22 protein-coding genes and 1 other RNA gene are annotated in these 24,502 nt (G+C 58.7%); 13 read left to right on the top strand and 10 right to left on the bottom strand.

The genetic code is table 11. The features are described 5' to 3' along the window. Positions 1-3: 3 nt before the first annotated feature. Complete coding sequence (locus ATI02_RS27620; protein ID WP_003175465.1) at positions 4-189, top strand: CcoQ/FixQ family Cbb3-type cytochrome c oxidase assembly chaperone; 186 nt, start codon at positions 4-6, stop codon at positions 187-189. Then, positions 186-1,169, top strand: a complete 984-nt coding sequence (gene ccoP, locus ATI02_RS27615; RefSeq protein ID WP_095189479.1) for a cytochrome-c oxidase, cbb3-type subunit III — start codon at positions 186-188, stop codon at positions 1,167-1,169. The genes ATI02_RS27620 and ccoP overlap by 4 nt, the downstream gene beginning before the upstream one ends. 55 nt (positions 1,170-1,224) lie before the next feature. On the opposite strand, the gene ATI02_RS27610 is transcribed toward ccoP, so the two are convergent. Further along, positions 1,225-2,226, bottom strand: a complete 1,002-nt coding sequence (locus tag ATI02_RS27610; protein WP_100848510.1) for a metallophosphoesterase family protein — start codon at positions 2,224-2,226, stop codon at positions 1,225-1,227. Between the two features lie 318 nt (positions 2,227-2,544). Between ATI02_RS27610 and ATI02_RS32150 the strand changes: the two genes are divergently transcribed. The 7 genes from ATI02_RS32150 to hemN all read left to right on the top strand — a co-directional run bounded on the left by ATI02_RS32150 (position 2,545) and on the right by hemN (position 10,013). Then, complete coding sequence (locus ATI02_RS32150; RefSeq protein ID WP_157815152.1) at positions 2,545-2,721, top strand: hypothetical protein; 177 nt, start codon at positions 2,545-2,547, stop codon at positions 2,719-2,721. 257 nt (positions 2,722-2,978) lie between these two features. Continuing rightward, complete coding sequence (gene ccoG / locus ATI02_RS27605; RefSeq protein WP_100847925.1) at positions 2,979-4,394, top strand: cytochrome c oxidase accessory protein CcoG; 1,416 nt, start codon at positions 2,979-2,981, stop codon at positions 4,392-4,394. Between the two features lie 11 nt (positions 4,395-4,405). Continuing rightward, entirely contained in the window at positions 4,406-4,945 is a 540-nt protein-coding gene (locus tag ATI02_RS27600) for a FixH family protein (protein ID WP_095189477.1), read from the top strand. 123 nt (positions 4,946-5,068) lie between these two features. Then, positions 5,069-7,519, top strand: coding sequence for a heavy metal translocating P-type ATPase (locus ATI02_RS27595; protein ID WP_100847924.1), 2,451 nt, complete (start codon positions 5,069-5,071; stop codon positions 7,517-7,519). 22 nt (positions 7,520-7,541) lie between these two features. Beyond that, complete coding sequence (gene ccoS / locus ATI02_RS27590) at positions 7,542-7,754, top strand: cbb3-type cytochrome oxidase assembly protein CcoS (RefSeq protein ID WP_095189475.1); 213 nt, start codon at positions 7,542-7,544, stop codon at positions 7,752-7,754. Then, positions 7,747-8,430, top strand: a complete 684-nt coding sequence (locus ATI02_RS27585; RefSeq protein ID WP_100847923.1) for a sulfite exporter TauE/SafE family protein — start codon at positions 7,747-7,749, stop codon at positions 8,428-8,430. Before ccoS ends, ATI02_RS27585 begins: the two co-directional genes overlap by 8 nt. A gap of 200 nt (positions 8,431-8,630) precedes the next feature. Then, positions 8,631-10,013: an oxygen-independent coproporphyrinogen III oxidase gene (hemN, locus tag ATI02_RS27580; RefSeq protein ID WP_100847922.1), complete on the top strand. Its 1,383-nt coding sequence runs from the start codon at positions 8,631-8,633 to the stop codon at positions 10,011-10,013. On the opposite strand, the gene ATI02_RS27575 is transcribed toward hemN, so the two are convergent. After that, positions 10,010-10,492: a hypothetical protein gene (locus ATI02_RS27575; protein ID WP_095189472.1), complete on the bottom strand. Its 483-nt coding sequence runs from the start codon at positions 10,490-10,492 to the stop codon at positions 10,010-10,012. The two genes, hemN and ATI02_RS27575, sit on opposite strands and share 4 nt — an antisense overlap. Before the next feature lie 154 nt (positions 10,493-10,646). Between ATI02_RS27575 and fnr the strand changes: the two genes are divergently transcribed. Continuing rightward, positions 10,647-11,381: a fumarate/nitrate reduction transcriptional regulator Fnr gene (gene fnr, locus ATI02_RS27570; protein WP_100847921.1), complete on the top strand. Its 735-nt coding sequence runs from the start codon at positions 10,647-10,649 to the stop codon at positions 11,379-11,381. A 78-nt stretch (positions 11,382-11,459) separates the two neighbouring features. After that, on the top strand, positions 11,460-12,008 hold the full coding sequence (locus tag ATI02_RS27565; RefSeq protein ID WP_100847920.1) for an adenine phosphoribosyltransferase: 549 nt from the start codon (positions 11,460-11,462) through the stop codon (positions 12,006-12,008). Positions 12,009-12,118: 110 nt separating this feature from the next. Here ATI02_RS27565 and ATI02_RS27560 read toward each other — a convergent pair whose 3' ends face one another. The 3 genes from ATI02_RS27560 to ATI02_RS27550 form a co-directional block, all read right to left on the bottom strand. Beyond that, positions 12,119-13,267: an acyl-CoA dehydrogenase family protein gene (locus tag ATI02_RS27560; RefSeq protein ID WP_095189470.1), complete on the bottom strand. Its 1,149-nt coding sequence runs from the start codon at positions 13,265-13,267 to the stop codon at positions 12,119-12,121. A 201-nt stretch (positions 13,268-13,468) separates the two neighbouring features. Next, complete coding sequence (gene recR / locus ATI02_RS27555) at positions 13,469-14,071, bottom strand: recombination mediator RecR (protein ID WP_095189469.1); 603 nt, start codon at positions 14,069-14,071, stop codon at positions 13,469-13,471. Positions 14,072-14,137: 66 nt separating this feature from the next. After that, the gene (locus tag ATI02_RS27550) at positions 14,138-15,172 is read right to left on the bottom strand and encodes an NADPH-dependent curcumin/dihydrocurcumin reductase (RefSeq protein WP_100847919.1); all 1,035 of its coding nucleotides are present in this window, start codon (positions 15,170-15,172) and stop codon (positions 14,138-14,140) included. Between the two features lie 309 nt (positions 15,173-15,481). Between ATI02_RS27550 and ATI02_RS27545 the strand changes: the two genes are divergently transcribed. After that, positions 15,482-16,813 (top strand): IS4 family transposase, encoded by a 1,332-nt coding sequence (locus tag ATI02_RS27545; protein ID WP_100845361.1) that lies wholly within the window; start codon positions 15,482-15,484, stop codon positions 16,811-16,813. A 58-nt stretch (positions 16,814-16,871) separates the two neighbouring features. On the opposite strand, the gene ATI02_RS27540 is transcribed toward ATI02_RS27545, so the two are convergent. Together ATI02_RS27540 and dnaX are read right to left on the bottom strand one after the other, a co-directional pair. Then, a complete protein-coding gene (locus ATI02_RS27540) occupies positions 16,872-17,210 on the bottom strand; it encodes a YbaB/EbfC family nucleoid-associated protein (RefSeq protein WP_093103000.1) in 339 nt (112 codons plus the stop codon). Between the two features lie 67 nt (positions 17,211-17,277). Beyond that, positions 17,278-19,365: a DNA polymerase III subunit gamma/tau gene (gene dnaX / locus ATI02_RS27535; RefSeq protein WP_100847918.1), complete on the bottom strand. Its 2,088-nt coding sequence runs from the start codon at positions 19,363-19,365 to the stop codon at positions 17,278-17,280. 145 nt (positions 19,366-19,510) lie between these two features. Between dnaX and ATI02_RS27530 the strand changes: the two genes are divergently transcribed. Continuing rightward, the gene (locus ATI02_RS27530) at positions 19,511-20,260 is read left to right on the top strand and encodes a substrate-binding periplasmic protein (protein WP_095189466.1); all 750 of its coding nucleotides are present in this window, start codon (positions 19,511-19,513) and stop codon (positions 20,258-20,260) included. A 209-nt stretch (positions 20,261-20,469) separates the two neighbouring features. Here ATI02_RS27530 and ffs read toward each other — a convergent pair. The 3 genes from ffs to ligA all read right to left on the bottom strand — a co-directional run bounded on the left by ffs (position 20,470) and on the right by ligA (position 24,413). Further along, positions 20,470-20,566: signal recognition particle sRNA small type (gene ffs, locus ATI02_RS27525), an RNA gene on the bottom strand. Between the two features lie 146 nt (positions 20,567-20,712). Further along, entirely contained in the window at positions 20,713-21,876 is a 1,164-nt protein-coding gene (locus ATI02_RS27520; protein ID WP_100847917.1) for a zinc-binding metallopeptidase family protein, read from the bottom strand. A 182-nt stretch (positions 21,877-22,058) separates the two neighbouring features. Beyond that, positions 22,059-24,413, bottom strand: coding sequence for an NAD-dependent DNA ligase LigA (gene ligA, locus ATI02_RS27515; protein ID WP_100847916.1), 2,355 nt, complete (start codon positions 24,411-24,413; stop codon positions 22,059-22,061). Positions 24,414-24,502 lie beyond the last annotated feature (89 nt).

Genomic DNA, 24,502 nt, shown 5'->3' with positions numbered 1-24,502 from the left:
TCGATGGATATCGGGATGATTCGTGGCCTGGGCACCGTTGTCGTGATGGTGGCCTTCATCGGTCTGGCGTTGTGGGTGTTCAGTCCCAAGCGCAAGTCGGAGTTTGAAGACGCGACCTTGCTGCCTTTTGCGGATGATCCCGAAGCCATCAAGCACGTCGAGCAAGCTTCTAGGAGTAACAAAGAATGACTACATTCTGGAGTCTGTACGTCACAGTCCTCAGTCTCGGTACGATCTTCGCCCTGACCTGGCTGCTGCTGTCGACCCGCAAGGGCCAGCGCAGCGAACAGACGGACGAGACGGTCGGCCACTCCTTCGACGGGATCGAGGAGTACGACAACCCGCTGCCGAAATGGTGGTTCATGCTGTTCGTCGGCACCATCGTGTTTGCGCTGGGTTATCTGGTGCTGTACCCGGGCCTGGGCAACTGGAAAGGCCTGCTGCCGGGCTACAACTACCTCGATACCGACAAGCAGACCGCGTTCGCCAACGGCCAGACCGGCTGGACCGGCGTTCACGAGTGGGAAAAGGAAATGGCGCGCTCGGACGCCAAGTTCGGTCCGATCTTCGCCAAGTTCGCCGCCATGCCGATTGAAGAAGTGGCCAAGGACCCGCAAGCACTGAAGATGGGTGGCCGCCTGTTCGCCTCCAACTGCTCGGTCTGCCACGGTTCCGACGCCAAGGGCGCCTATGGCTTCCCTAACCTGACCGACGCCGACTGGCGCTGGGGCGGCGAACCGGAAACCATCAAGACCACCATCATGGGCGGTCGTCACGCGGTGATGCCAGCCTGGGCTGAAGTGATTGGTGAGCAAGGCGTTGCCGACGTCGCCGCTTACGTGATCACGAACCTTGATGGCCGCAAGCTGCCGGAAGGCACCAAGGCTGATCCAGCCAACGGCGGCAAACTGTTCGCCGCCAACTGCGTGGCCTGCCACGGCCCAGCGGGCAAAGGCACCCCAGCCATGGGCGCGCCTGACCTGACTCACCCGGGTGCGTTCATCTACGGTTCGAGCTTCGCGCAACTGCAGCAGACCATCCGTTATGGCCGTCAGGGCCAGATGCCGGCGCAGGAACAGCTGCAAGGCAACGACAAGGTGCACCTGCTGGCGGCGTATGTTTACAGCCTGTCCCACGGTGAAAAAGCTCCGGAAGCGAACGCCGAGTAAGGCCGACGCTTGATGCACAGAAAGACCCGGCCAATGAGAATTGGCCGGGTCTTTTTTATGGACGATTGGCCCAGATTGATTTCACCGGGATCGTATCGATCAGCGTACGGCTGCGCCATTGATTGTTCTCCACCAGATAGATCTGCAGTTGCTTGCGATCCTCGGTGAAACTGGTGATCAGGTAGGTTTGTTGAGAGGTGGCCCCGCTCAGGTACATCGGCACCTTGCCCAGCCAATAGGCTTCGCCGCCCCCCTCATGCATATGACCGGCAAAGACGGCAGTAACCTGATACTTGTCGAGCATTTCCCGGAAGCGCCTCTGCTGCGCGTTGTCGCCCATCATGCCAAACGGCTTGTGCATGTTGATGATGATCGCGTAACCCTCAACCCTCGCCAGACTGAGGTCTTTCTCCAGCCAATCCAGTGCGCTATTGATCTCGAACGTCGTCGGGTTCAAAAAACTTGAAATCCTGGTTGTGTACGTCGGCTCGTTATTGAGCTGAACCAGATGAACTTCACCAATATTCTTGGAATAAGCAAGGCTCCCGGAATACAGCGGGAATGGCCAGCCAGTAATACTCAGATCAAAACTGTCTACCTTGTTCGCATGATGCTCTTTAAACTCAACAATACTGCCCGCCGCACAATTATTAGTGACACAGTCATCTACATTATTTTCATAATCGTGATTGCCCAAGCCATACAGATAATCCGTCCCAAAGTGCTTCTTCAATGTCGCCGCCATATAGTCACGTTGCCAGCCATGACCGAAAGCGGTGATATCGCCGTTGATCATCAGTGGAACTTGTGCCTGCCCGTCGTGGTGGTCTCTAAAGTCAGCGATGCTGGCGAGTTGAGTCTCTACCAGCCACTTGGAGCGGACCTTGAAGTCTGCGTCGGATTCGGGCTGACGGCGATCGGTCTTATCCGTCCAGGGATATTGTGTATCCGATGCAAACACCATGTGCTTCGGAGTATTCTCCATTGAATGAGCCGGGACAAACGAAAATAACAAACAGACACCCAGAATAAAACATTGAACCTTATTGTTAGTCATCAGATAACACTTCCATTTAATCAAATACAATGACGACCTCATGCCGTCAAATCTCAAACTATTCGAAAAGAACCAAAACCTCAAATACACAATCATGACCAATCAATTACTTTTATTTCAAAACTGTAAACACCGACAACAATCAATGCGCAAAGCAAGCGCATCAACATAAAGTGCCATTCCTCAACTAACAGAAAAATTTACGAATCGAGGCGTATGCTCGATGGATTTGATTTTCAACGGTGTGTAAGTTGTCTTTGCGCTTGACGAGCATCGTCAGGCCGCCCCATTAACCCACACGTTTCAAGGAAGAAAGCCATGCGAGAATCCGATCACGATTGCGTCCAGCCATTCGAGAATTTCACTTACGCCGAACAAGCTGCTGAGACTTCCACTGCGCATACACCTGCCATCGATGACGCCACGACTGACCACGCCGTCAAAAAAAACAAAGACAGCGGGTTAGACGGGCTTGGCGGCGGAAGGCTGCTCTGACGGGTTTTCGACTCGACTGTCGACACAAAAGAGGGACTCGCTCGCCAGAGCGAGTCTCATGCGTCGTCTATAGTCAATTGATCTGGGTCAGGACTTGTTACATCTGCTACACCATTTCAACCACTCCCCCAACGCGACCAAAGGTCGCACCCGTTCGTCGGCGTGACAGGCGTATCATCACGCCACTGCAACGCCCTTTCTGACCGCGGTCGGCACGTATCGACCGAGGCATTTTTCCACTGCCGTGGGATGCAATGATGAGCAACCAGATTCCGGTACACGACGTCACGCCACCGAGTAAAAACGCGAACAACAGCGTCGATCTTTACGCCTCTCGAGAAAAAATCTACACCCGTGCTTTCACCGGTCTGTTCCGCAATCTGCGGATGATGGGCGGCGCCGCGCTGTTCCTGCTGTATTTCGGCACGGTCTGGCTGAACTGGGGTGGCCATCAGGCCGTGTGGTGGAACCTGCCGGAGCGCAAGTTCTTCATCTTCGGTGCGACCTTCTGGCCCCAGGACTTCATTCTACTGTCGGGCCTGCTGATCATTGCCGCGTTCGGCCTGTTCTTCATCACCGTGTATGCCGGCCGCGTCTGGTGCGGCTACACCTGCCCGCAAAGTGTGTGGACGTGGATTTTCATGTGGTGCGAGAAGGTCACCGAAGGCGACCGCAACCAGCGCATCAAGCTCGACAAGGCGCCGATGAGCGGCAACAAGTTACTGCGCAAACTCGCCAAGCACTCGCTGTGGCTGTTGATCGGCTTCGTCACCGGCATGACCTTCGTCGGCTATTTCTCGCCGATCCGCGAACTGGTGTTCGAGTTCTTCACCGGGCAGGCCGATGGCTGGTCGTATTTCTGGGTCGGTTTCTTCACCCTCGCCACCTACGGCAACGCCGGCTGGTTGCGTGAGCAGGTGTGCATTTACATGTGCCCGTACGCCCGTTTCCAGAGCGTGATGTTCGACAAGGACACGTTGATCGTCTCCTACGACCCGCGCCGGGGCGAAAGCCGTGGCCCGCGCAAGAAAGGCGTGGACTACAAGGCCATGGGCCTGGGTGACTGCATCGACTGCACCATGTGTGTTCAGGTGTGCCCGACCGGTATCGACATTCGCGACGGCCTGCAGATCGAGTGCATCGGCTGCGCTGCGTGTATCGATGCCTGTGACAACATCATGGACAAGATGGACTACCCGCGCGGCCTGATCAGCTATACCACCGAACACAACCTGTCCGGGCAGAAAACCCATAAACTGCGACCACGCCTGATCGGCTACGCGGTGGTGTTGCTGGCGATGATCAGCCTGTTGGTGACCGCGTTCGTCATGCGCTCGCTGGTCGGTTTCGACGTCAGCAAGGACCGCGTACTGTACCGCGAGAACGCCGAAGGCCGGATCGAGAACGTCTACAGCCTGAAGATCATGAACAAGGATCAGCGCGATCACACCTACGTGCTGGAAGCCGCCGGCCTGCCGGATCTGCGCCTGCAAGGCAAGCGCGAGATCAAGGTCGCCGCGGGAGACATCGTCAGCATGCCGGTCGAACTGTCGAGCGCGCCGGAACAACTGCCATCGAGCACCAACGAGGTGAAATTCATCCTCAAGGACGCCGATGACGACAGCGTCCACGTTGAAGCCAAGAGCCGATTCATCGGCCCACAAATCCGTTGAGAGAACTGAACATGCCCGTAGCAAACGCCGCAAGCCCTTGGTACAAGCACCTATGGCCCTGGATCATCATCGCGATTCTGGCCTGTTCGGTGACGCTGACCTTGTCCATGGTGACCATCGCGGTGAACAACCCGGACAACCTGGTCAACGACAACTACTACGAGGCCGGCAAAGGCATCAACCGCTCGCTGGATCGCGAACTGCTGGCGCAAACCCTGAAAATGCGCGCGGCGGTGCATCTGGATGACGTGACCGGCGAAGTCGACCTGCGTTTGAGCGGCGACAGCCAGCCGAAAACGCTGGAACTGAACCTGATCTCGCCGACCCAGCCGGAAAAGGATCGCAAGATCGTCCTGACGCGCAGCGAAACTGAAACCGGTCGTTACATTGGCCAGTTGAGCGACAAGGTCGATGGCCGCCGGTTTGTCGAGTTGCTGGGTTCGCAGGACGACCATGTATGGCGCATGTTCGAAGAAGAACTGGTCAACCATGACAAAGAGTTGCTGCTCGGTGATGAACCGCTGCAAGGCGCCGAAGACCTGAAGAAGTAAAAAACTGCGCTTCGCGCATTCGCGAGCAGGCTCGCTCCCACAGTGGATCTCCAGTGTCCTCAAAACCTGTGGGAGCGAGCCTGCTCGCGAAGAGGCCCTTGCGGACAATAAAGATTTCCTCTGATGACCACCCCACTGCCCTGCTACCACTGCGCCCTGCCCGTTCCGTCCGGCAGCCGCTTCACCGCTGTCGTACTCGGCGAGTCCCGCGAGTTCTGCTGCCCGGGCTGCCAGGCCGTGGCCGAAGCCATCGTGGCCGGCGGCCTGGAAAGCTACTACCAGCATCGCAGCGAAGCCTCGGCCAACCCCGAAGCGTTGCCGGTGCAACTGGTGGATGAGCTAGCGCTGTACGACCGCGCCGACGTGCAAAAACCCTTCGTCCGCCACGAAGGCGAACTCGCCGAAACCACCCTGTTGATGGAAGGCATCAGTTGCGCCGCTTGTGGCTGGCTGATCGAGAAACACCTGCGCACGCTGCCGGCGGTCGACGAAGCCCGGTTGAACCTGTCCAACCATCGCTTGCATGTACGTTGGGCCGACGGGCAATTGCCGCTGAGCCAACTGCTCGCCGAACTGCGCCATATCGGTTACGCCGCCCACCCGTATCAGGCCGACCGCGCCAGCGAACAACTGGCCAGCGAAAACCGCCTCGCCCTGCGTCAACTTGGCGTCGCGGGCCTGCTGTGGTTTCAGGCAATGATGGCGACCATGGCGACCTGGCCGGAATTCAACATCGACCTCAGCCCCGAACTGCACACGATTTTGCGCTGGGTCGCGTTGTTCCTGACCACACCGATCGTGTTCTACAGCTGCGCGCCGTTTTTCAAAGGCGCGATGCGCGACTTGCGCACTCGTCATCTGACCATGGATGTTTCGGTCTCGCTGGCCATCGGCAGCGCTTACATTGCCGGGATCTGGACGTCGATCACTGGCGTCGGCGAGTTGTATTTCGATGCGGTTGGCATGTTCGCGCTGTTCCTGCTCGCCGGACGTTATCTGGAACGCCGCGCCCGCGAGCGCACTGCCGCCGCCACCGCGCAACTGGTGAATCTGTTACCGGCGTCGTGCCTGCGTCTCGATGATGCTGGCCAAGGCGAGCGTATCCTGCTCAGCGAATTGCGCCTCGGTGACCGGGTGCTGGTGCAACCGGGTTCGATTCTGCCGGCGGACGGCAGGATTCTCGACGGCCAGTCGAGCATCGACGAATCACTGCTGACCGGTGAATACCTGCCGCAACCGCGCTCCCTCGGCGATGCGGTCACTGCCGGCACCCTCAACGTCGAAGGTGCGCTGACTGTTGAAGTGTCGGCGCTGGGGCAGGACACGCGATTGTCAGCCATCGTGCGTTTACTCGATCGCGCTCAAGCCGAGAAACCGCGCCTGGCGGAAATCGCCGACCGCGCCGCGCAATGGTTCCTGTTGTTGTCACTGATCGCCGCAGCCGCCATCGGTCTGTTGTGGTGGGAGCTGGACTCAGCGCGCGCGTTCTGGATCGTCCTCGCCATGCTGGTCGCGACCTGCCCTTGCGCCCTGTCGCTGGCGACGCCGACTGCGCTCACAGCCGCCACCGGCACCCTGCACAAACTCGGCTTGCTGCTGACTCGCGGGCATGTGCTGGAAGGTTTGAACCAGATCGACACGGTGATCTTCGACAAGACCGGCACGCTCACCGAAGGTCGCCTTGTGCTGCGTTCGATTCGTCCGCTGGGTGAGCTGGACAGCGACCAATGCCTGAGCCTTGCCGCCGCACTCGAGAACCGTTCGGAACATCCCATTGCTCGCGCCTTCGGTCGTGCGCCGTTGGCGGCTGAAGAAGTCCACAGCACGCCAGGACTGGGGCTCGAAGGCCTGGTCGGCGAGCAGCGTCTGCGCATTGGCGAGCCGGCATTTGTCTGCGCCCTGAGCGGCGCCGTTGTGCCTGTGATGCCGGACGAGCCGGGCCAGTGGCTGCTGCTCGGCGACAGCTCGGGGCCATTGGCCTGGTTCGTTCTCGACGACCGCTTGCGTGACGATGCCCCCGCCCTGCTCGCCGCCTGCAAGGCCCGTGGCTGGCGCACCTTGCTGCTGTCCGGCGACAGCTCGCCGATGGTCGCCAGCGTCGCCGCTGAACTGGGTATCGACGAAGCCCGTGGCGGGCTGCGTCCGGATGACAAGCTGCAAGTGCTGCAACAACTGCACAAAGAAGGCCGCAAAGTGCTGATGCTCGGCGACGGCGTCAACGATGTGCCAGTGCTGGCCGCTGCCGACATCAGCGTGGCCATGGGCTCGGCCACCGATCTGGCGAAAACCAGCGCCGACGCCGTGCTGCTGTCCAACCGCCTCGACGCCTTGGTGCAGGCTTTTACCCTGGCCCGACGGACTCGCCGGGTAATCATCGAAAACCTGCTGTGGGCCGCGCTGTACAATGGCCTCATGTTGCCGTTCGCCGCCCTCGGCTGGATCACTCCGGTGTGGGCCGCGGTCGGTATGTCGGTCAGTTCGTTGACCGTGGTGCTCAACGCCCTGCGCCTGACTCGCCTGCCGAGCGCGCCGGTTTTAAACACCCGATCAGAAACCCGCCCGTTGCCGGCCTGAGCCGCGCGGGCATGGAGTACCGATGCCAGCTCTCTACGTGATGATTCCGGCCGCGCTGCTGATCGTCGCCATCGCCGTGTACATCTTCTTCTGGGCGGTGGACAGCGGCCAGTACGACGACCTCGATGGCCCGGCCCACAGCATCCTGTTTGACGACCAGGATCCGAACCACACCGCCGCCGTCGACGAAGCCAACGCGAGCAAACCGCACGACAAGGCGCCACCCCATGCTTGAACTGGCGCCCCTGCTGATCTCGGCGCTGATTCTCGGCTTGCTCGGCGGTGGCCATTGCCTGGGCATGTGCGGCGGTTTGATGGGCGCGCTGACCCTGGCGATTCCCAAGGAACAGCGCAGTCGGCGCTTTCGCCTGCTGCTGGCGTATAACCTTGGGCGCATTCTCAGTTATGCCACGGCCGGATTGCTGATCGGCCTCGCGGGGTGGGCAGTGGCCAACAGTCCCGCCGCGTTATTTATGCGCGTATTGGCGGGGCTGCTGTTGATCGCCATGGGCCTGTATCTGGCCGGCTGGTGGAGCGGACTGACCCGCATCGAAAGCCTCGGTCGCGGCTTGTGGCGTTACATTCAACCGGTGGCCAACCGCTTGCTGCCGGTGTCGAGCCTGCCCCGCGCCTTGCTGCTTGGCGCGTTATGGGGCTGGCTGCCGTGCGGGCTGGTTTACAGCACGTTGCTGTGGTCGGCGAGCCAGGGCAACGCGCTGGACAGTGCGTTGCTGATGCTCGCGTTCGGACTAGGCACTTGGCCGGTCCTGCTCGCCACAGGCCTTGCGGCAGAACGCGTCACCGCCATTTTGCGCAAACGCAGCGTGCGCATGGCCGGTGGGATTTTAGTGATCCTGTTCGGCCTCTGGACCCTGCCCGGCCCGCATCAGCATTGGTTGATGGGCCATTAGATCGGCGCCGCGGCCTTCGCGAGCAGGCTCGCTCCCACAGGGGATTTGTGTAGCACCACCGATCCAATGTGGGAGCGAGCCTGCTCGCGAAGAGGCCCGCACGATCAACACACCTCTTTGCTGTTGATGCAAATCAAGATGCCCCGCTACACCCTCCCCTAGACTCGCCACACTGCCAGCCTATCCGGGGGAACGCCCGCATGCTCGACGCCATTCGTTGGGACACAGATCTGATCCGCCGCTACGACCTGGCGGGGCCGCGCTACACCTCGTATCCGACGGCCGTGCAATTCAACAGTCAGGTCGGTACGTTCGATCTGTTCCATGCCCTGCGCGACAGCCGCAAGGCCCTGCGTCCGTTATCGCTGTACGTGCATGTGCCGTTCTGCGCGAACATTTGCTACTACTGCGCCTGCAACAAAGTCATCACCAAGGATCGCGGTCGCGCTTTGCCGTATCTGCAACGGCTCGAACAGGAAATCCAGCTGATCGCCTGCCACCTCGACCCGGCGCAAAAAGTCGAGCAACTGCACTTTGGCGGCGGCACACCGACCTTCCTCAGCCATGACGAACTGCGCCAACTGATGGCGCACCTGCGCAAGCATTTCAATCTGCTCGATGACGACTCCGGCGATTACGGCATCGAAATCGATCCGCGTGAAGCCGACTGGTCGACCATGGGTCTGCTGCGTGAACTGGGCTTCAACCGTGTCAGCATCGGCCTGCAAGACCTCGACCCGGCGGTGCAACGGGCGGTCAATCGCCTGCAAAGCCTGGAAGAAACCCGCGCCGTGATCGACGCCGCACGCACCCTGCAATTTCGCTCGATCAACATTGACCTGATCTACGGCCTGCCCAAGCAGACGCCGGACAATTTCGCCCGCACGGTGGAAGAAGTCATCAGCCTGCAACCGGACCGGCTCTCGGTGTTCAACTACGCGCACTTACCCGAACGCTTCATGCCGCAGCGGCGAATCAACGGCAATGAATTGCCGAGCCCGGCGCAAAAACTGGAAATGCTCCAGCGCACCATCGAGCAACTGACGGCTGCCGGCTACCGCTACATCGGTATGGATCATTTCGCCCTGCCCGACGATGAGCTGGCGAGTGCTCAGGAAGAAGAAACCCTGCAGCGCAACTTCCAGGGCTACACCACCCACGGTCACTGCGATCTGATTGGTCTGGGGGTGTCGGCGATCAGCCAGATCGGCGACCTGTACTGCCAGAACAGCAGCGATCTCAACGAATACCAGAACACCCTCGCCTCCGCGCAACTGGCGACCAGCCGTGGCCTTGTGTGCAACGCCGATGACCGCTTGCGTCGGGAAGTGATTCAACAGTTGATCTGCAATTTCAGCCTGGACTTCGCCGAGATCGAGCAGCAGTTCAACATCGATTTCCAGGGTTACTTCCTCGCGCTATGGCCGCAGCTGCAAGGCATGGCCAAGGATGGCCTGATTACGCTGGACAGCGATCGGATCGAAGTATTGCCGGCGGGACGCCTGTTGGTGCGCTCGGTGTGCATGGTCTTCGACGCTTACCTTGAGCAGCAGAACCGCCAGCGGTTTTCCCGGGTGATTTAGTTTTTCATCAGCAGCGAACCCACTTGCATGTTTTGCTCTGACGTCAGACCCGACTGCCCCACCACTTTGGACAAAGCCAGATTGGCGGTGATCAACCCGGTGTTCAACGCGGCAATGGCGCCGCGAAGCGCGGCGACCTTGATAATTTTTTCTTCGTTGGAAAGGCGCTTGTCGGCCATGATCTTTTCGATCTGCGCCTTTTTCTCGGCAATCTGCTTTTGCAACTTGCGGATCATCTTCAGCAATTGCTGGATGTTCTCGGGCAAACCGCTTTCTTCGATGTCGCGATTGTCGCCGCCGGCTCCGGCCGACTTTTCGATCGCGGCACCGGACAGCGACACTTTGACGCCCTCGACCAAGGTCGGGGTTGCATCAATTGTCGAGTCGGTGTCGTGGCCGTGGTCGGCGGGGGATTTAAACGTTTCCGACAGCGTCTCAACGCCGCTGCTACCGGGGCCCAGCGTACCAATGGCAGCCATCGAAGCGATTCCTTGATGCGTGATGATCACAGTTTATCGGCCAGTTGCCCGGCGGCTTTACGGCTGAGGGCCAAACTCGCCATACGCTGGCCTGAATGTCCTCCCGTGGGTTACCCTTACGGCTTATGTGTGTTTTCCCACAAGGATTAAAGAAATGTCCGAGCCAGTTAAACTGCGCGCTCACAACCAGGCCCATTGCAAGGATTGCAGCCTGGCCCCTCTCTGCCTGCCACTTTCTCTGAATCTGGAAGACATGGATGCGCTGGACGAAATCGTTAAACGCGGCCGCCCGCTGAAAAAGGGTGAGTTCCTGTTCCGTCAGGGCGACACGTTCGATTCCGTTTATGCAGTACGCTCCGGCGCCCTGAAGACCTTCAGCCTCAGCGACAGCGGCGAAGAGCAACTGACCGGTTTCCACCTGCCGAGCGAACTGGTCGGCCTGTCCGGCATGGACACCGAGAAACACCCGGTTTCCGCCCAGGCACTGGAAACCACCTCGGTGTGCGAAATCCCTTTCGAACGCCTCGACGAACTGGCCCTGCAACTGCCGCAACTGCGCCGCCAGTTGATGCGTGTGATGAGCCGCGAGATTCGCGACGACCAGCAAATGATGCTACTGCTGTCGAAGAAAACCGCCGACGAGCGCATCGCCACCTTCCTGGTCAACCTGTCGGCACGCTTCCGCGCTCGCGGGTTCTCGGCCAACCAGTTCCGTCTGAGCATGTCGCGCAATGAAATCGGCAATTACCTGGGCCTGGCGGTGGAAACCGTGTCGCGGGTGTTTACCCGGTTCCAGCAAAACAAACTGATCGCCGCCGAGGGCAAAGAGATTCACATCCTCGACCCGATCCAGCTCTGCGCCCTGGCCGGCGGCTCGCTCGACGGCTGATCTCGACCCGCGGCCGAGCGAATCGTTTCAGCCGCGGGTATACTGCGCCGTTTGCAGCCCTGCCAGGACACCTCGACGATGGTCTTCGACTCCTTCGACATCAAATCCCTGATCCGCCCCGTGATCGACTTCCCGAAACCGGGCGTGATCTTTCGCGACATCACCCCGCTGTTCCAGTCGCCAACGGCTTTGCGCCTGGTGATGGACAGCTTCGCCCACCGCTATGTGGAGGCCGACTTCACCCAGATCGGCGCGATGGACGCCCGCGGTTTCCTGATCGGTTCGGTGCTGGCTTATCAGTTGAACAAGCCGCTGGTGCTGTTCCGCAAGCAAGGCAAACTGCCTGCGGACGTGTTAGCCGAAGGTTACGCGACCGAGTACGGCGAAGCGTTTCTGGAAGTGCATGCCGACAGCCTGTGTGAGGGTGATTCGGTAGTGATGTTTGATGATTTGATCGCCACTGGCGGCACGCTGATTGCGGCGGCCAACCTGATCCGCCGCATGGGTGCGCGTGTGCATGAAGCGGCGGCGATCATTGATTTGCCGGAGCTGCAAGGTTCGCAGCGTCTGGAAGACATGGGAATTCCGACGTTCTGCCTGACGCAGTTCGCCTTGACTGATAAGTAAGTAGCGCCTTTCAGACCGCTTTCGCGAGCAGGCTCGCTCCCACATTTGGAATGCATTCTCCTGTGGGAGCGAGCCTGCTCGCGAAGGCGTCGGCCGCCTCAACGCAAAACCTAAAGCCCCATCTGCTTGCTGATGATCTCGTTCATCACCTCCCGCGTCCCGCCGCCAATCGACAAGATGCGGTTATCCCGATACAACCGCTCAACCAGACTCTCACGCATATAACCCATCCCGCCCAGAATCTGCACCGCCTCGGTAGTGATCCGGTCTGACGTGTCCGTGGCAAAGTTCTTCGCCATGGAAATTTCCTTGATCACACTTTTTCCGGCGGCCATTTTGGCTGCCTGCCGATACGTGAACTCGCGCGACACTTCCAGCGCCGTGGCCATTTCGGCGAGGCGATGCTTGATCACCTGAAACTTGCCGATCGGTTTGCCGAAGGCCTCACGCTCGCGCGCCCACTTCAGGCTCTCCTCAAGCGCAAGCTGCGCGGTCATGTTGGCCATCAGCGCGAGGGCCAGCCGCTCGCTCTGAAAGTTGCCCATGATGCAGGCGAAGCCCATGTTCTCGGCACCGATCAGATTTCCCACAGGCACCCGGCAATCGTCAAAGAACAATTCAGCCGTGTCCGACGCCCACCAGCCCATTTTCTTCAACTGCCGACCGAGGGTGAACCCCGGCGTACCCTTCTCGATCAGCAACAGGCTGATGCCGCCGAAACCGGGATCGCCAGTACGCACCGCAACCGTGTAGAAATCGGCGCGCACGCCGCTAGTGATAAAGGTTTTGCTACCGCTGACCCGGTAGACATCGCCGTCACGCACGGCGCGGGTTTGCAGGTTGGCGACATCTGAACCGCCGCCGGGCTCAGTGACGGCCAGCGCGCTGATCTTCTCGCCACTGAGCACTTGTGGCACCACGCGGTCACGGACGTCGGGGCGTGCCCATTTGACGATTGGCGGCAGGCCGATATCCAGCGAACCCAGCCCCGCTACCAGGCCGCCAGAGCCACAGCGCATCAACTCTTCACTGGCGGCGACCTTGGCGAACAGATCGCCCTCATGACTGCCACCCAGCGCTTCGGGGTAACCGATACCGAGGATGCCGGCAGCGCCCGCCTTCAGGTACAGCTCACGAGGGAAGCTTTCGGCTTCTTCCCACAGATCAATGTCCGGCAGGATCTCGCGTTCGACGAAACGTCTGACGCTGTCGCGGACCAATTGGTGGCCGGGATCGAAATATTCCTGAAAGGCAGGCATGGGCGAGCTCCATCGAAGAGTTCGCCGACGTTAACCGAGCGCTTGCTTGGTTTTCAACTCAATTGTGTGAATCAGATCAACCGAGGCGCCCCGTTCGCGAGCAAGCCCGCTCCCACAGTTGATCGCGTTCATTCAGATTGAATGCGGTCGAATGTGGGAGCGGGCTTGCTCGCGAAGACGTCTATTCAGACACCCTATAACTCAGAGGGCGATCGGTTTACGCCCGGCAAACGAATGCGCCAGAGTCCCGCCGTCCACCAACTCCAGCTCACCACCCAGCGGCACGCCGTGGGCAATCCGCGAGGCGATCAAGCCTTTGTTGTTGAGCAGTTGAGCGATGTAATGCGCTGTCGCCTCACCTTCCACGGTCGGGTTGGTGGCGAGGATCACTTCGGTAAACGTACCGGCCTCTTCAATCCGCGCCATCAACTGCGGAATGCCGATGGCCTCAGGCCCGAGCCCGTCGAGCGGCGACAAATGGCCCTTGAGCACAAAGTAACGGCCACGGAAACCGGTCTGCTCGACCGCGTAAACGTCCATCGGCCCTTCCACCACGCACAGCAACGTATCGTCACGGCGGGTATCGGCGCATTGCGGGCACAGGTCGTCTTCGGTCAGCGTGCGGCACTGGCGGCAGTGACCGACCCCTTCCATGGCCTGACTCAAGGATTGAGCCAGGCGCAGACCGCCACTGCGATCACGTTCGAGCAACTGCAACGCCATGCGCTGGGCAGTTTTCTGACCCACACCCGGCAGAATTCGCAGGGAATCGATCAGTTGGCGAATCAAAGGGCTGAAGCTCATGGGTAAAAAGTCCGACAAAACAACGAGACGCGGTTTATACCCGCGCCTCCGGCCAGCGTCAAATACTCAGTCCTGGGCGACCTTCACCACCAGTTTGCCGAAGTTGCGCCCTTCCAGCAGACCGATAAACGCGTCGGGCGCCTGCTCCAGGCCCTCGACCACGTCTTCGCGGAATTTGACCTTGCCCTCGCGCACCCACGGCACCATGTGGCTGATGAATTCCGGCTGACGATCACCGTAGTCGTCGAACACGATGAAGCCCTGAATCCGCACGCGCTTGGTCAACAGCGTGCGCTGCAACATCGGCAGGCGATCCGGGCCTTTCGGTGCTTCGGTGGCGTTGTAACCGGCAATCAGCCCGCACAGCGGAATGCGTGCCTTGGCGTTCAGCAGCGGCACCACTGCATCGAAGACATGACCACCGACGTTCTCGTAATAAACGTCAATGCCATCCGGGCAGGCCTTGGCCAATTGCTCGGCGAAGTCCGCAGACTTGTGATCGATGCAGGCGTCGAAGCCCAACTCTTCGACCACGTATTTGCACTTCTCGGCACCGCCGGCCACGCCGACCGTGCGCAGGCCTTTGATTTTCGCCACTTGTCCGACCACCGAGCCGACAGCACCCGACGCGGCCGCCACGACCAAAGTCTCGCCTTCTTTCGGCTGACCGATGTCCATCAGGCCCATGTACGCCGTCATCCCGGGCATGCCCAACACGCCAAGCGCCATTGACGGACTCGGCAGCCCGGACGGAATCGGAATGATGTTGCGCCCGTCGCTGATGCTATGGCTCTGCCAACCGGTCGCGCCGACCACCAGATCGCCTTCGTGGAATTTCGGATGACGCGAGCGCTCGACACGGCTGACAGCGCCACCGGTCATCACCTCACCGATTTCTACCGGCGCGGCGTAGGACGGCGCGTCGCTCATGCGTCCGCGCATGTAGGGATCGAGCGACAGGTACAGGGTTTTCAGCAGCACCTGGCCGTCTTCCAGATCCGCCAGTGCTTCGCGCTCCAGGCGGAAGTTTTCCGGGGTCGGCGCACCCACCGGGCGGGAGGCCAGGACGATGCGTTGATTGAGGGTCAGAGGGTCGGACATGTCAGCGTCTCCTGTGAATGAGGAATTCGAAGGTATAGGGAGCAGACCTTTGTGGCGGTGGCGCGTTCGATGTTTATTCCGGTAAATCGTGTTGACGCTTTCGCGAGCAAGCCCGCTCCCACATTTGAAATGCAATCCCATGTGGGAGCGGGCTTGCTCGCGAAGGCGTCATTACAGCCAACACATCTCTACCGACCAGAAACAAAAATGCCAGGCGCGATGCCTAATGCCGATCAGTTAAGCCCTTTTGCTTGACCTTTGGCCGCAAGAAATCAAAATCCGATGCCTGAATAGGCATCGGATTTTTTTATGCGTCTGGCTCGGGCACTGGAACTCACCCACAACTTCGTCTCGACTCCCAACTCCCTCGAAGGGTTGGACTCGTTGCTTGATCCATCTCTGGTCGAACAGGCATTGGAGCAGGCCGGTGTAGCCACTTTGCGCAGGCGACGCTTACCTTTGGAAATGATGCTTTGGTGCGTCATCTCCATGGCGTTTTTTCGACGCATGTCGGCGTGGGATGTGGTCAGTCGCATGAACATCATGCTGCCTGGGCAACGTCCGCTGGTCGCGCCCAGCGCCGTAGTCCAAGCCCGTCAGCGGCTGGGCAGCGAGGCCGTACGACAAGTCTTCGATCTGACTCAGAAAAGCTGGCATGAAGCGGCCAGTCATCCGACCTGGGCCGGGTTGCGCTTGCTGGGTGTCGACGGCGTCGTCTGGCGTACGCCCGATACACCGGAAAACCGTGCGCGTTACGACTCCGCCAGCAACCAGCATGGCGATACTGGTTTTCCTCAGGTGCGCATGGTTTGCCAAATGGAATTGACCAGTCACTTACTGATTGGCAGCGCGTTTGACGGCTATCGCAGCAACGAGATGAAACTGGCGGAGCAACTGATCGAAACCACCCCCGATCACTCGCTGACGCTGTTCGATCGCGGCTTTTATTCCTTGGGGTTGCTGCATCAATGGCAGCAAGCAGGCATCGAGCGACATTGGTTGATGCCGCTGAAAAAAGGCTCGCAGTACGAAGTGCTTCAGCGTTTGGGGCGCCACGATGCTGTGGTCTCGTTGAGTACTTCGCCGCAGGCCCGCAAGCAATGGCCTGGATTGCCGGAGCGCCTGACTGCGCGGCTTCTGAGCAAAACCGTCAAGGGCAAGGTTTGTCAGATACTGACGTCGATGGCCGACTCATTACGCTTCCCGTCCGACGAAATCGTCGATCTCTACAGCCAGCGATGGGAGATCGAGTTAGGGTTTAGAGAAATGAAGCAGACCCTGCTGAACAGCAGCTATACGCTGCGCAGCAAGACGCCCGAAATGATTGAGCAGGAACTGTGGGGCGTGTTGTTGGGCTACAACCTGTTGCGTTATCAGATGGTGGAGATGAGCCGCCATTGTCCAGGCATCCATCCATGCGAACTGAGCTTCACCGCGTGCACTTGGGCGATCTTGGGGTTTATCAACGGCGTTTCTGCGGATCGTTCGGGGAACATCCCCAAATATCTCGCAGAGTTGCATGCCTCAGCCCCGCATTATGTCCTGCCACATCGACGCGAGGAGCGCATTTATCCTCGGGCAATCAGGCTCAAATCGCCGAAGTATCCGATCAAAAACAAAAATGCCAGTCAGCTTAACTGACTGGCATTAGGCGCGATGCCTGGCATTTTGTGTAGCTCATCTGACGCGCAATGGCGAATCAGAATGGCAGTTTCATACCGGCTGGCAGGTTCATGCCGGCGGTCATGCTGCCCATTTTTTCCTGGCTGTTGGCTTCAATCTTGCGCACGGCGTCGTTGACGGCGGAAGCCACCACGGCCTCCAGCATTTCCTTGTCGTCTTCGCTCATGCCTTCAACCAGGCTTGGGTCGATAGTGACGCTTTTCACGTCGTGACGACCGGTCATTACCACGGTGACCATATCGCCACCGGCCTTACCGATGACTTCGGCATTGGCCAGTTCTTCCTGCATCTTGGCCATTTTTTCCTGCATCTGCTGCGCCTGCTTCATCAGGCCGGCCATGCCACCTTTCATCATGGAAATCACCTCAAAAGTACTTGGATCAAAACAGCGTCCGGCAATCAAGACCGGACACCTTCAGTTATTAGCCTTGGGCGACCAAGGCATCGACAGGTTCAATAGTATCGTGTCGCACCACCGCACCGAACTGCTGGACCATCTGCTGGATGAACGGATCGCCGTGGATCGACTCCTCCGCCTCGCGCTGACGATTGGCACGCCGACGGGAAGCGGCCTGAGCCGGGGTTTCCTGCTCGGGCTTGATCAGTTCGATGGTCAGGCTCAGCGTGCGGCCGTGGAACTGGTTCAACGCATCGTTGAGACGGCGCTGTTGCGTGGCGTTGAACAGTGCACTGTGAGCTGGGTCCAGATGCATCAGCCAATGGTCGCCATCGACGGCGATCAACGTGCAGTTGGCGGCGATGCTGCCGGTCATGCCGGAGATCGGCAATTTCGGGAACAGCTCCAGCCATTGCAGGGCCAGACCGGTGGCGGGTGCCGCAGCAGGCTCAGGCTCGGGTTCCGGGGCCGGTTCTGCGGCGTGTTCACTGGCCAGCTCGTCGAGGTAGCTGTAGGCCGAATCCATGTCCGGCTCGATGTAATCCTCGTCCAGCGGCGGCTCGTCGTCCATGTCCATGCCCGGTGTGGCAGCATCGACGTCGGCGACAGACGGCTCGGGAATCGGCGCGGCAGCCCACTCGGGTGCGTCCGGCACGACGCTGTCCGGGGTCGGCAGCGGCATCGGCGGCAACTCGGGCTGCTCGGCGGCGGTTTCCAGTACAGGCTCGACGGCGGGTTGCTGTACAGGCTCAGGCGCCGGTTCTACCGGGTCGTTCCATGGCAGGTCGACGGCGGCCTCGACGGCAGCCGGTTCGGGCTCAGGCTCAGGCTCAGTTGCAGGTTCCGGCTCAACGGCAAGCACAGGCTCAGGGGCCGGTGCAACCACAGGCGCTGGCGTCGGTGCCGGTGCAACTGCCGCAGCGACTACCGGCGCGGGTTTAGGCGCGGCAGCCACTGAATTTGCGGAATCAACTGTGGCCTGGCTGATCCCCACTGGCTTTAGCGGCTGTCTCGGGGCGTCCGTCGTGTCTGCCGGCCGGAAGGCCAGCATCCGCAGCAGCACCATTTCGAAACCACCACGCGGATCCGGCGCCAGCGGCAAATCGCGGCGCCCGATCAGGCCCATCTGGTAATAGAACTGCACGTCTTCGGCCGGCAAGGCCTGGGCCAATGCCAACACACGATCACGGTCGCCATGGCCATTGTCGACGCCTTCCGGCAACGCCTGAGCGATGGCCACGCGGTGCAGCACATTGAGAATTTCCGAGAGCACGCCGTTCCAGTCCGGGCCCTGTTCGGCCAGGTGACGCACGGCTTCAAGCAATGCCTTGGCGTCGCCTTCGATCAGCGAATGCAGAACGTCATAGACCTGCCCATGATCCAGCGTACCGAGCATCGCCCGCACGTCGGTGGCCAGAACCTTGCCTTCACCGAAGGCAATTGCCTGATCGGTCAGGCTCATGGCGTCACGCATCGAACCGTCAGCCGCGCGACCGAGCAACCACAGCGCGTCGTCTTCGAACGGCACGTTTTCGGCGCTGAGAACGTGGGTCAAATGCTCGACCACGCGCTCCGGCGTCATGTTCTTCAGGGAGAACTGCAGGCACCGCGACAAAATCGTTGCCGGAAGTTTCTGCGGGTCAGTGGTCGCCAGGATGAACTTGACGTAGGGCGGCGGCTCTTCGAGGGTTTTCAGCAGCGCATTGAAGGAATGGCTGGAGAGCATGTGCACTTCGTCGATCAGGTAGACCTTGAAGCGCCCGCGGCTTGGCGCGTACTGCACGTTGTCGAGCAGCTCGCGGGTGTCTTCGACCTTGGTGCGGCTCGCGGCGTCGATCTCGATCAGGTCGACGAAGCGGCCCTCGTCAATCTCGCGGCACACCGAACATTCGCCGCAAGGGCTGGAAGTGATACCTGTCTCACAGTTCAGGCATTTGGCAATGATCCGCGCAATCGTGGTTTTACCCACCCCGCGCGTACCGGTGAACAGGTACGCGTGGTGCAGCCGCTGGCTGTCCAAGGCATTGATCAGAGCCTTGAGCACATGGGTCTGGCCGACCATTTCGCGGAACGAGCGCGGACGCCATTTACGTGCAAGAACCTGATAACTCATCGAAAACCGTCGCAACGAAGGAAGCTGAAGCGGCTAATGCTAGCGGAGCAAGGGCAAAATTGCATCCGGTGTCCTTGTCTAATATGGCTAAGCTGCATCAGCAGGGGCTTTTATCGGCTCGGGATCGGGAATTACCGGAGCGTTTATGCGTTGGGCCGTGGGGGCGTTGCTGGGAATCAGCCTGAATGTGACGGCAGCGCAAGCCCCGTTGCGCTTCGCCATGCCCGACAGCTGGGCGATGCCGATGGTGCAATATGAACGCGGGCGACCGACGCAGGGCATTCTCTACGATCTGATGCTCAGCCTGGCCACGCAGGTCGGCGTACCGGCCGAGTTTCACGTCCTGCCCCGCGCACGCGTGCAGAGCGCCATGGAACATGGCGAAATAGATGTGCGCTGCTATGCCGCGCAGTCATGGCTGCCGAATCAGTCGGGGGATTACATCTGGAGTCTGCCGTTGTTCTTCCAGCGCGATCTGTTGATCAGCCGCAAGGATCAACCTGCCAGTGTCGATCCCGCTCACCTGCCCCGCCAATCCATCGGCACCGTTCTGGGCTACAGCTACCCTACTCTGCAACCGCTGTTTGATGCTGATCGGCTGCAACGCGAAGATGCGCGCAATCAGGAGCAGGTGCTGGAGAAACTGCTGGCCGGGCGCTACCGGTATGCAGTGAGCAATCAGTGGACGCTGGACTGGTTTAACCAGCGATTGATGCCGGAGCAGCAACTGCAAGGCGTGGCGGTGCTGCAGGAGCAGAAAGTCGGTTGTTACGTGAGGAATGATCCGAAGGTGCCGGTGCAGCGCATTTTGCGCACGTTGCTGAGGATGAAAATGTCGGGGGAGATTGATGAGATTATTCGGCTCTATACCGGCAACCCTGAGAACACCCCATAACCCTGTGGGAGCTGGCTTGCCAGCGATTGCGGATTTTCAGTGAAATAGATGAACCTGACCCACCGCTATCGCTGGCAAGCCAGCTCCCACAGGATCCTCATCAGCAGCGGGATTTGTGTCGGCACGTTAAATCGCAGACGCAAAAAAACCGCAGTGGGCGAAACCCATGCAGTTCTGTTGAAGCGTTCGATTGTTCGTTAAGGTGGTAACCCCACCAGCCACACCCCGGCACACAATGTTCCCGCTGTGGCTGCTGCCTTCCGGCTCTGACCAGGTTCACGGGTAATCGTTGCGGGGGGACCGATGGGGTCACCATAACGACACTCGCCAGTCGGCGAGCCGCGCCATTGTACCTATCTGAGATGAAGTTACAACCGTTGGTTGTAGATAAAAAATATGAATGGCTTCAAGGACATGCGATGACGGCAAAAGATTGCAGCCCGCGGCCGCTCCTACAGGGATAACACCTCGTCCGCCCGGCCGCCCACCCGCTGGATCACCAAGTGAATGAAATGCAGCTTGGTGATCGCCGCCGCCGGCAGCACAAACGGGTAGAAATCCGGCTGGCCCATGCTGCGTGACAATTCGTTGAGCATCCCGGCCAGTTCGATCCATGCGTTGACGAAGGACAGAAACGCCTCACCGCCGGGGTGCGACGGATCGAACAAGGTGCTCGGCAGAAACGGCTGGTAGTCGAAGTCCATCTCCCGCGCGCTCATGCCGAAGCCCAGCGCGGTGTCTACCGCGTCCATCATGTGCAGGTAATGCGCCCAGGTTTCCGCCCAGTCTTCCCATGGGTGCATGGTCGCGTAGGCGCTGACGTAGTGTTGCGGCCAGTCCAGTGGGGCGCCCTGCTGGTAGTGTCGATCCAGCGACTCGGCATAACTGGCGCGCTCGTCGCCGAACAGGTTGCGGAATGATTCAAGCCACGGGCCATTGGCGATCAACCGATCCCAATAGTAGTGCCCGACCTCATGGCGAAAATGCCCGAGCAAGGTGCGATAGGGTTCATGCATTTGCGCCCTCACCTGCTCACGGTGGGCGTCGTCGGCCTCCTTGATGTCGAGGGTGATCAGGCCGTTGGCGTGGCCAGTCATCGGCGCATTGCCTTCGAGGTCGACGCCGATGAAGTCGAAGGCCAGCCCGGTTTCCTCGTCCACGGTTTTCGGGGTGACCTGCAGGCCCAAAGTGATCAGTTGTGCGACCAGACGACGCTTGGCGATTTCCACTTTGCGCCAGCGTTCGGGGTTTTCCGGATCAGACAGGTCGGGGATGGTGCGATTGAGGCTACAGGCGATGCACAAAGTGTCATGACCGTTGAACGGCAGTAACCAGTTGCACGCTGCTGGCGTATCGAGGTTGGCGCAACGGCGGAACAACCCGGCATCGGGATCGGCGTCGAGCGTCCAGGTGCCGTCCTGCGGCCCCGGTTGCAATGAAGTCAGGCGACTTTCTTCGGGTTGATAGCCGAGCAACGCGTTGCAGGCCAGGCACTGGCTGTTGCGAAAGAACAGCGACTGACCGCAGCGGCACGGCCAGACTTTGCTGTTGCGCGAGGATTCGCCCATGAACGGCGCGACGATGCGGGAACTGAGCTGCTCGAAAAAGCGGTACATGGCGATCTCTCCCTGGGGCTTGCCAAGACTAGATCATTCTTGCGGGTTGATCGTTCCAACGCTCTGCGTGGGAATGCATCCAGTGACGCTCTGCGTCACAGCGGACGCGGAGCGTCCGGGGCGGCGTTCCCACGCGGGAGCGTGGGAACGATCAAATAAATCCCCTCACCACAGGTTTCGTGTCAGACCTGAAAGCCACGGTCTTTGAGGAAGGAGATGAAGTTTTCTTCGTCCATTACTTCCACACCCAATTCGTTTGCCTTGGTCAGTTTAGATCCGGCACCCGGCCCCGCCACTACACGATAGGTTTTAGCCGATACGGAGCCAGAAACCTTGGCACCTAATTTTTCCAAATATTCCTTGGCAACTTCTCTACTCATAAACTCCAGTGCTCCAGTCAACACCCAAGTTTTTCCGCTCTCAGGCAGCGCAGTGACGTCTTTTTTCACCAACGCCCAATGCATACCAAATTCCCGCAACTGATCTTCAATAGACTGAGCTTTCTTTCTATTTTCTTCAACATCAAAAAAAGCACGAACATTTTTCCACTGAGCGGTTGTCAGAACCGTTGCAAGCTCCAACCAGTCAGCATCGATCAACTTATCTAATTCACCACCGAATTTCTTATCAAGCTTTTCAGCTGCAGTGGAACCAATGGAATTTATATGTAACTTTTCTATCAAGCTCCCAAGAGAGACACTGGATGCCAGCTCCCCATGCAGCTCTCCAGATTCAACAATAGCCAGTTCTTTTCGCAACTGCTTTACCGTCAGCGCATTTCGCTCATCGATGAAGTAATTATGAATATCTTCAGCAGCTTCACACCCAATATCCGGAAGATAGGTCAGAACTTCAGGAAGGGCCAGAATAATTCGATCTAGGGACCCAAGCGATCTAGCCAATACCTTCGCCGTTTCCTCACCAACATTAGAAATACCTAATGCGTATATAAACCGAGCCAGCGTAGGTGCTTTACTGAGGACAATAGACTCTAGCAGATTACTACTGGAGAGTTTCGCAAAGCCCTCCAAATCAACTATCTGCTCAAATTTAAGGGAATACAAATCTGCAGGAGATGCAACCAGCCCCTCCTCAACCAGTTGCTCAACAATCTTTTCTCCAAGCCCATCTATGTTCATAGCGCGACGTGAGACAAAATGAATTATTGACTGCTTCAACTGAGCACTGCAGTTCAAACCCGCAACACAGCGATAGATTGCACCTTCGGTAAAAATCTTACCCGCCTTGGTATGCCTGACCAGTTTCGTTCTTTCAACCCGGGCTCCGCAAGCAGGACATAAACTTGGGATAACTACAGGCGAAGCATTATCGGGTCGCCGCTCTAAAGTGACCCCGATAACTTGAGGGATCACATCACCGGCGCGTCGCACCGTTACGATGTCCCCTATCTTCAAATCAAGTTTTTCGACTTGAGCCATATTGTGCAAGGTGGCGTTAGAAACAACTACACCACCAACCTTTACCGGCTGCAATCTAGCAACTGGAGTTACAGCACCTGTGCGACCAACCTGAAAGTCAATATTCAGCAGGGTTGTTAATTCTTCCACAGCAGGAAATTTCTGAGCAATTGCCCAACGAGGAACTCTCGCACTAAAACCCAGCATTCGCTGCTGAGTGACATCATTTACCTTAAACACCACGCCATCAATATCATAAGGAAGTGAGCTTCTGCGCCGTCCAATATCCTCATAGTACGCCAAGCATTGATCTATGCCTCGCGCCACGACCAACTCATGACTAACTGGCACCCCCCACTCTTTGAGAGCTGAAAGAACTTCTGTATATTTTTCTGGCAACTCCCCCTCAACATGCCCAACCCCGTAACTACAAAACTGAAGTGGACGCTTTGCAGTAATACTAGAGTCTAACTGTCGTAGGCTGCCAGCAGCGGCGTTACGCGGATTTGCGAAGAGCTTTGCACCAGCCTCAGCCTGCGTCTCATTAAGCTTATCGAGCCCCGCCTTAGTCATGAATACTTCGCCACGAATCTCTAAAAGTCGCGGCCAATCCTTTCCACTAAGTTTTAACGGGATACTGCGAACAACCCGCACGTTAGCAGTCACGTCTTCACCAACAGCACCATCACCGCGCGTAGCACCGCGAACTAGCTTTCCATCCTCATAGAGCAAGCTAATCGCTAAACCATCTAGTTTCGGCTCACAGCTATATTCGACTTCCCCTGGACCGAATAGATCTCCAGAAGCGAGGCCTAGCCCCTTCCCCACTCTCCGATCAAAATCGATCATTTCGGCTTCACTGAACGCGTTGTCCAGGCTCAACATGGGAACGTCGTGCTGAACCTTTGTGAAGACAGAACTAACTACACTGCCAACCCTTTGAGTTGGAGAGTCCGAACTGAAAAACTCCGGATGCTCATCCTCTAAATTCTTCAGCTCTCTAAACAACCGGTCGTACTCGGCGTCCGGAATGCTCGGCTCGTCGAGGACGTGGTAACGGTAGTTGTGCTGATCGAGTTCAGCACGCAGCTCTAGAATGCGGTTTTTGGCGGCGGTCATGGGTGTTCTCTCATAAAGCAAAAGAGCAGCCGAGGCTGCTCCAGTTTCATCATTTAAAGATCGCAGCCTCGTTGCTCTCGACAGCTCCT

It is taken from the genome of Pseudomonas baetica, assembly GCF_002813455.1.
Lineage (GTDB): Bacteria > Pseudomonadota > Gammaproteobacteria > Pseudomonadales > Pseudomonadaceae > Aquipseudomonas > Aquipseudomonas baetica.
This window is presented reverse-complemented; position numbering and strand designations above follow the sequence as displayed.

Bases quoted from the DNA above. Each gene is read 5' to 3' on its own strand.
- ccoG (WP_100847925.1), top strand. From the start codon at position 2,979: ATGAGCAACCAGATTCCGGTACACGACGTCACGCCACCGAGTAAAAAC.
- ATI02_RS27600 (WP_095189477.1), top strand. From the start codon at position 4,406: ATGCCCGTAGCAAACGCCGCAAGCCCTTGGTACAAGCACCTATGGCCC.
- ATI02_RS27520 (WP_100847917.1), bottom strand. From the start codon at position 21,876: ATGTACCGCTTTTTCGAGCAGCTCAGTTCCCGCATCGTCGCGCCGTTC.
- ATI02_RS27620 (WP_003175465.1), top strand. From the start codon at position 4: ATGGATATCGGGATGATTCGTGGCCTGGGCACCGTTGTCGTGATGGTG.
- ATI02_RS27530 (WP_095189466.1), top strand. From the start codon at position 19,511: ATGCGTTGGGCCGTGGGGGCGTTGCTGGGAATCAGCCTGAATGTGACG.
- ATI02_RS27585 (WP_100847923.1), top strand. From the start codon at position 7,747: ATGCTTGAACTGGCGCCCCTGCTGATCTCGGCGCTGATTCTCGGCTTG.
- ccoP (WP_095189479.1), top strand. From the start codon at position 186: ATGACTACATTCTGGAGTCTGTACGTCACAGTCCTCAGTCTCGGTACG.
- ligA (WP_100847916.1), bottom strand. From the start codon at position 24,413: ATGACCGCCGCCAAAAACCGCATTCTAGAGCTGCGTGCTGAACTCGAT.
- ATI02_RS32150 (WP_157815152.1), top strand. From the start codon at position 2,545: ATGCGAGAATCCGATCACGATTGCGTCCAGCCATTCGAGAATTTCACT.
- ATI02_RS27550 (WP_100847919.1), bottom strand. From the start codon at position 15,172: ATGTCCGACCCTCTGACCCTCAATCAACGCATCGTCCTGGCCTCCCGC.
- ATI02_RS27575 (WP_095189472.1), bottom strand. From the start codon at position 10,492: ATGGCTGCCATTGGTACGCTGGGCCCCGGTAGCAGCGGCGTTGAGACG.
- ATI02_RS27560 (WP_095189470.1), bottom strand. From the start codon at position 13,267: ATGCCTGCCTTTCAGGAATATTTCGATCCCGGCCACCAATTGGTCCGC.
- fnr (WP_100847921.1), top strand. From the start codon at position 10,647: ATGTCCGAGCCAGTTAAACTGCGCGCTCACAACCAGGCCCATTGCAAG.
- recR (WP_095189469.1), bottom strand. From the start codon at position 14,071: ATGAGCTTCAGCCCTTTGATTCGCCAACTGATCGATTCCCTGCGAATT.
- ATI02_RS27565 (WP_100847920.1), top strand. From the start codon at position 11,460: ATGGTCTTCGACTCCTTCGACATCAAATCCCTGATCCGCCCCGTGATC.
- dnaX (WP_100847918.1), bottom strand. From the start codon at position 19,365: ATGAGTTATCAGGTTCTTGCACGTAAATGGCGTCCGCGCTCGTTCCGC.
- ATI02_RS27610 (WP_100848510.1), bottom strand. From the start codon at position 2,226: ATGACTAACAATAAGGTTCAATGTTTTATTCTGGGTGTCTGTTTGTTA.
- ccoS (WP_095189475.1), top strand. From the start codon at position 7,542: ATGCCAGCTCTCTACGTGATGATTCCGGCCGCGCTGCTGATCGTCGCC.
- ATI02_RS27595 (WP_100847924.1), top strand. From the start codon at position 5,069: ATGACCACCCCACTGCCCTGCTACCACTGCGCCCTGCCCGTTCCGTCC.
- ATI02_RS27545 (WP_100845361.1), top strand. From the start codon at position 15,482: ATGCGTCTGGCTCGGGCACTGGAACTCACCCACAACTTCGTCTCGACT.
- ATI02_RS27540 (WP_093103000.1), bottom strand. From the start codon at position 17,210: ATGATGAAAGGTGGCATGGCCGGCCTGATGAAGCAGGCGCAGCAGATG.
- hemN (WP_100847922.1), top strand. From the start codon at position 8,631: ATGCTCGACGCCATTCGTTGGGACACAGATCTGATCCGCCGCTACGAC.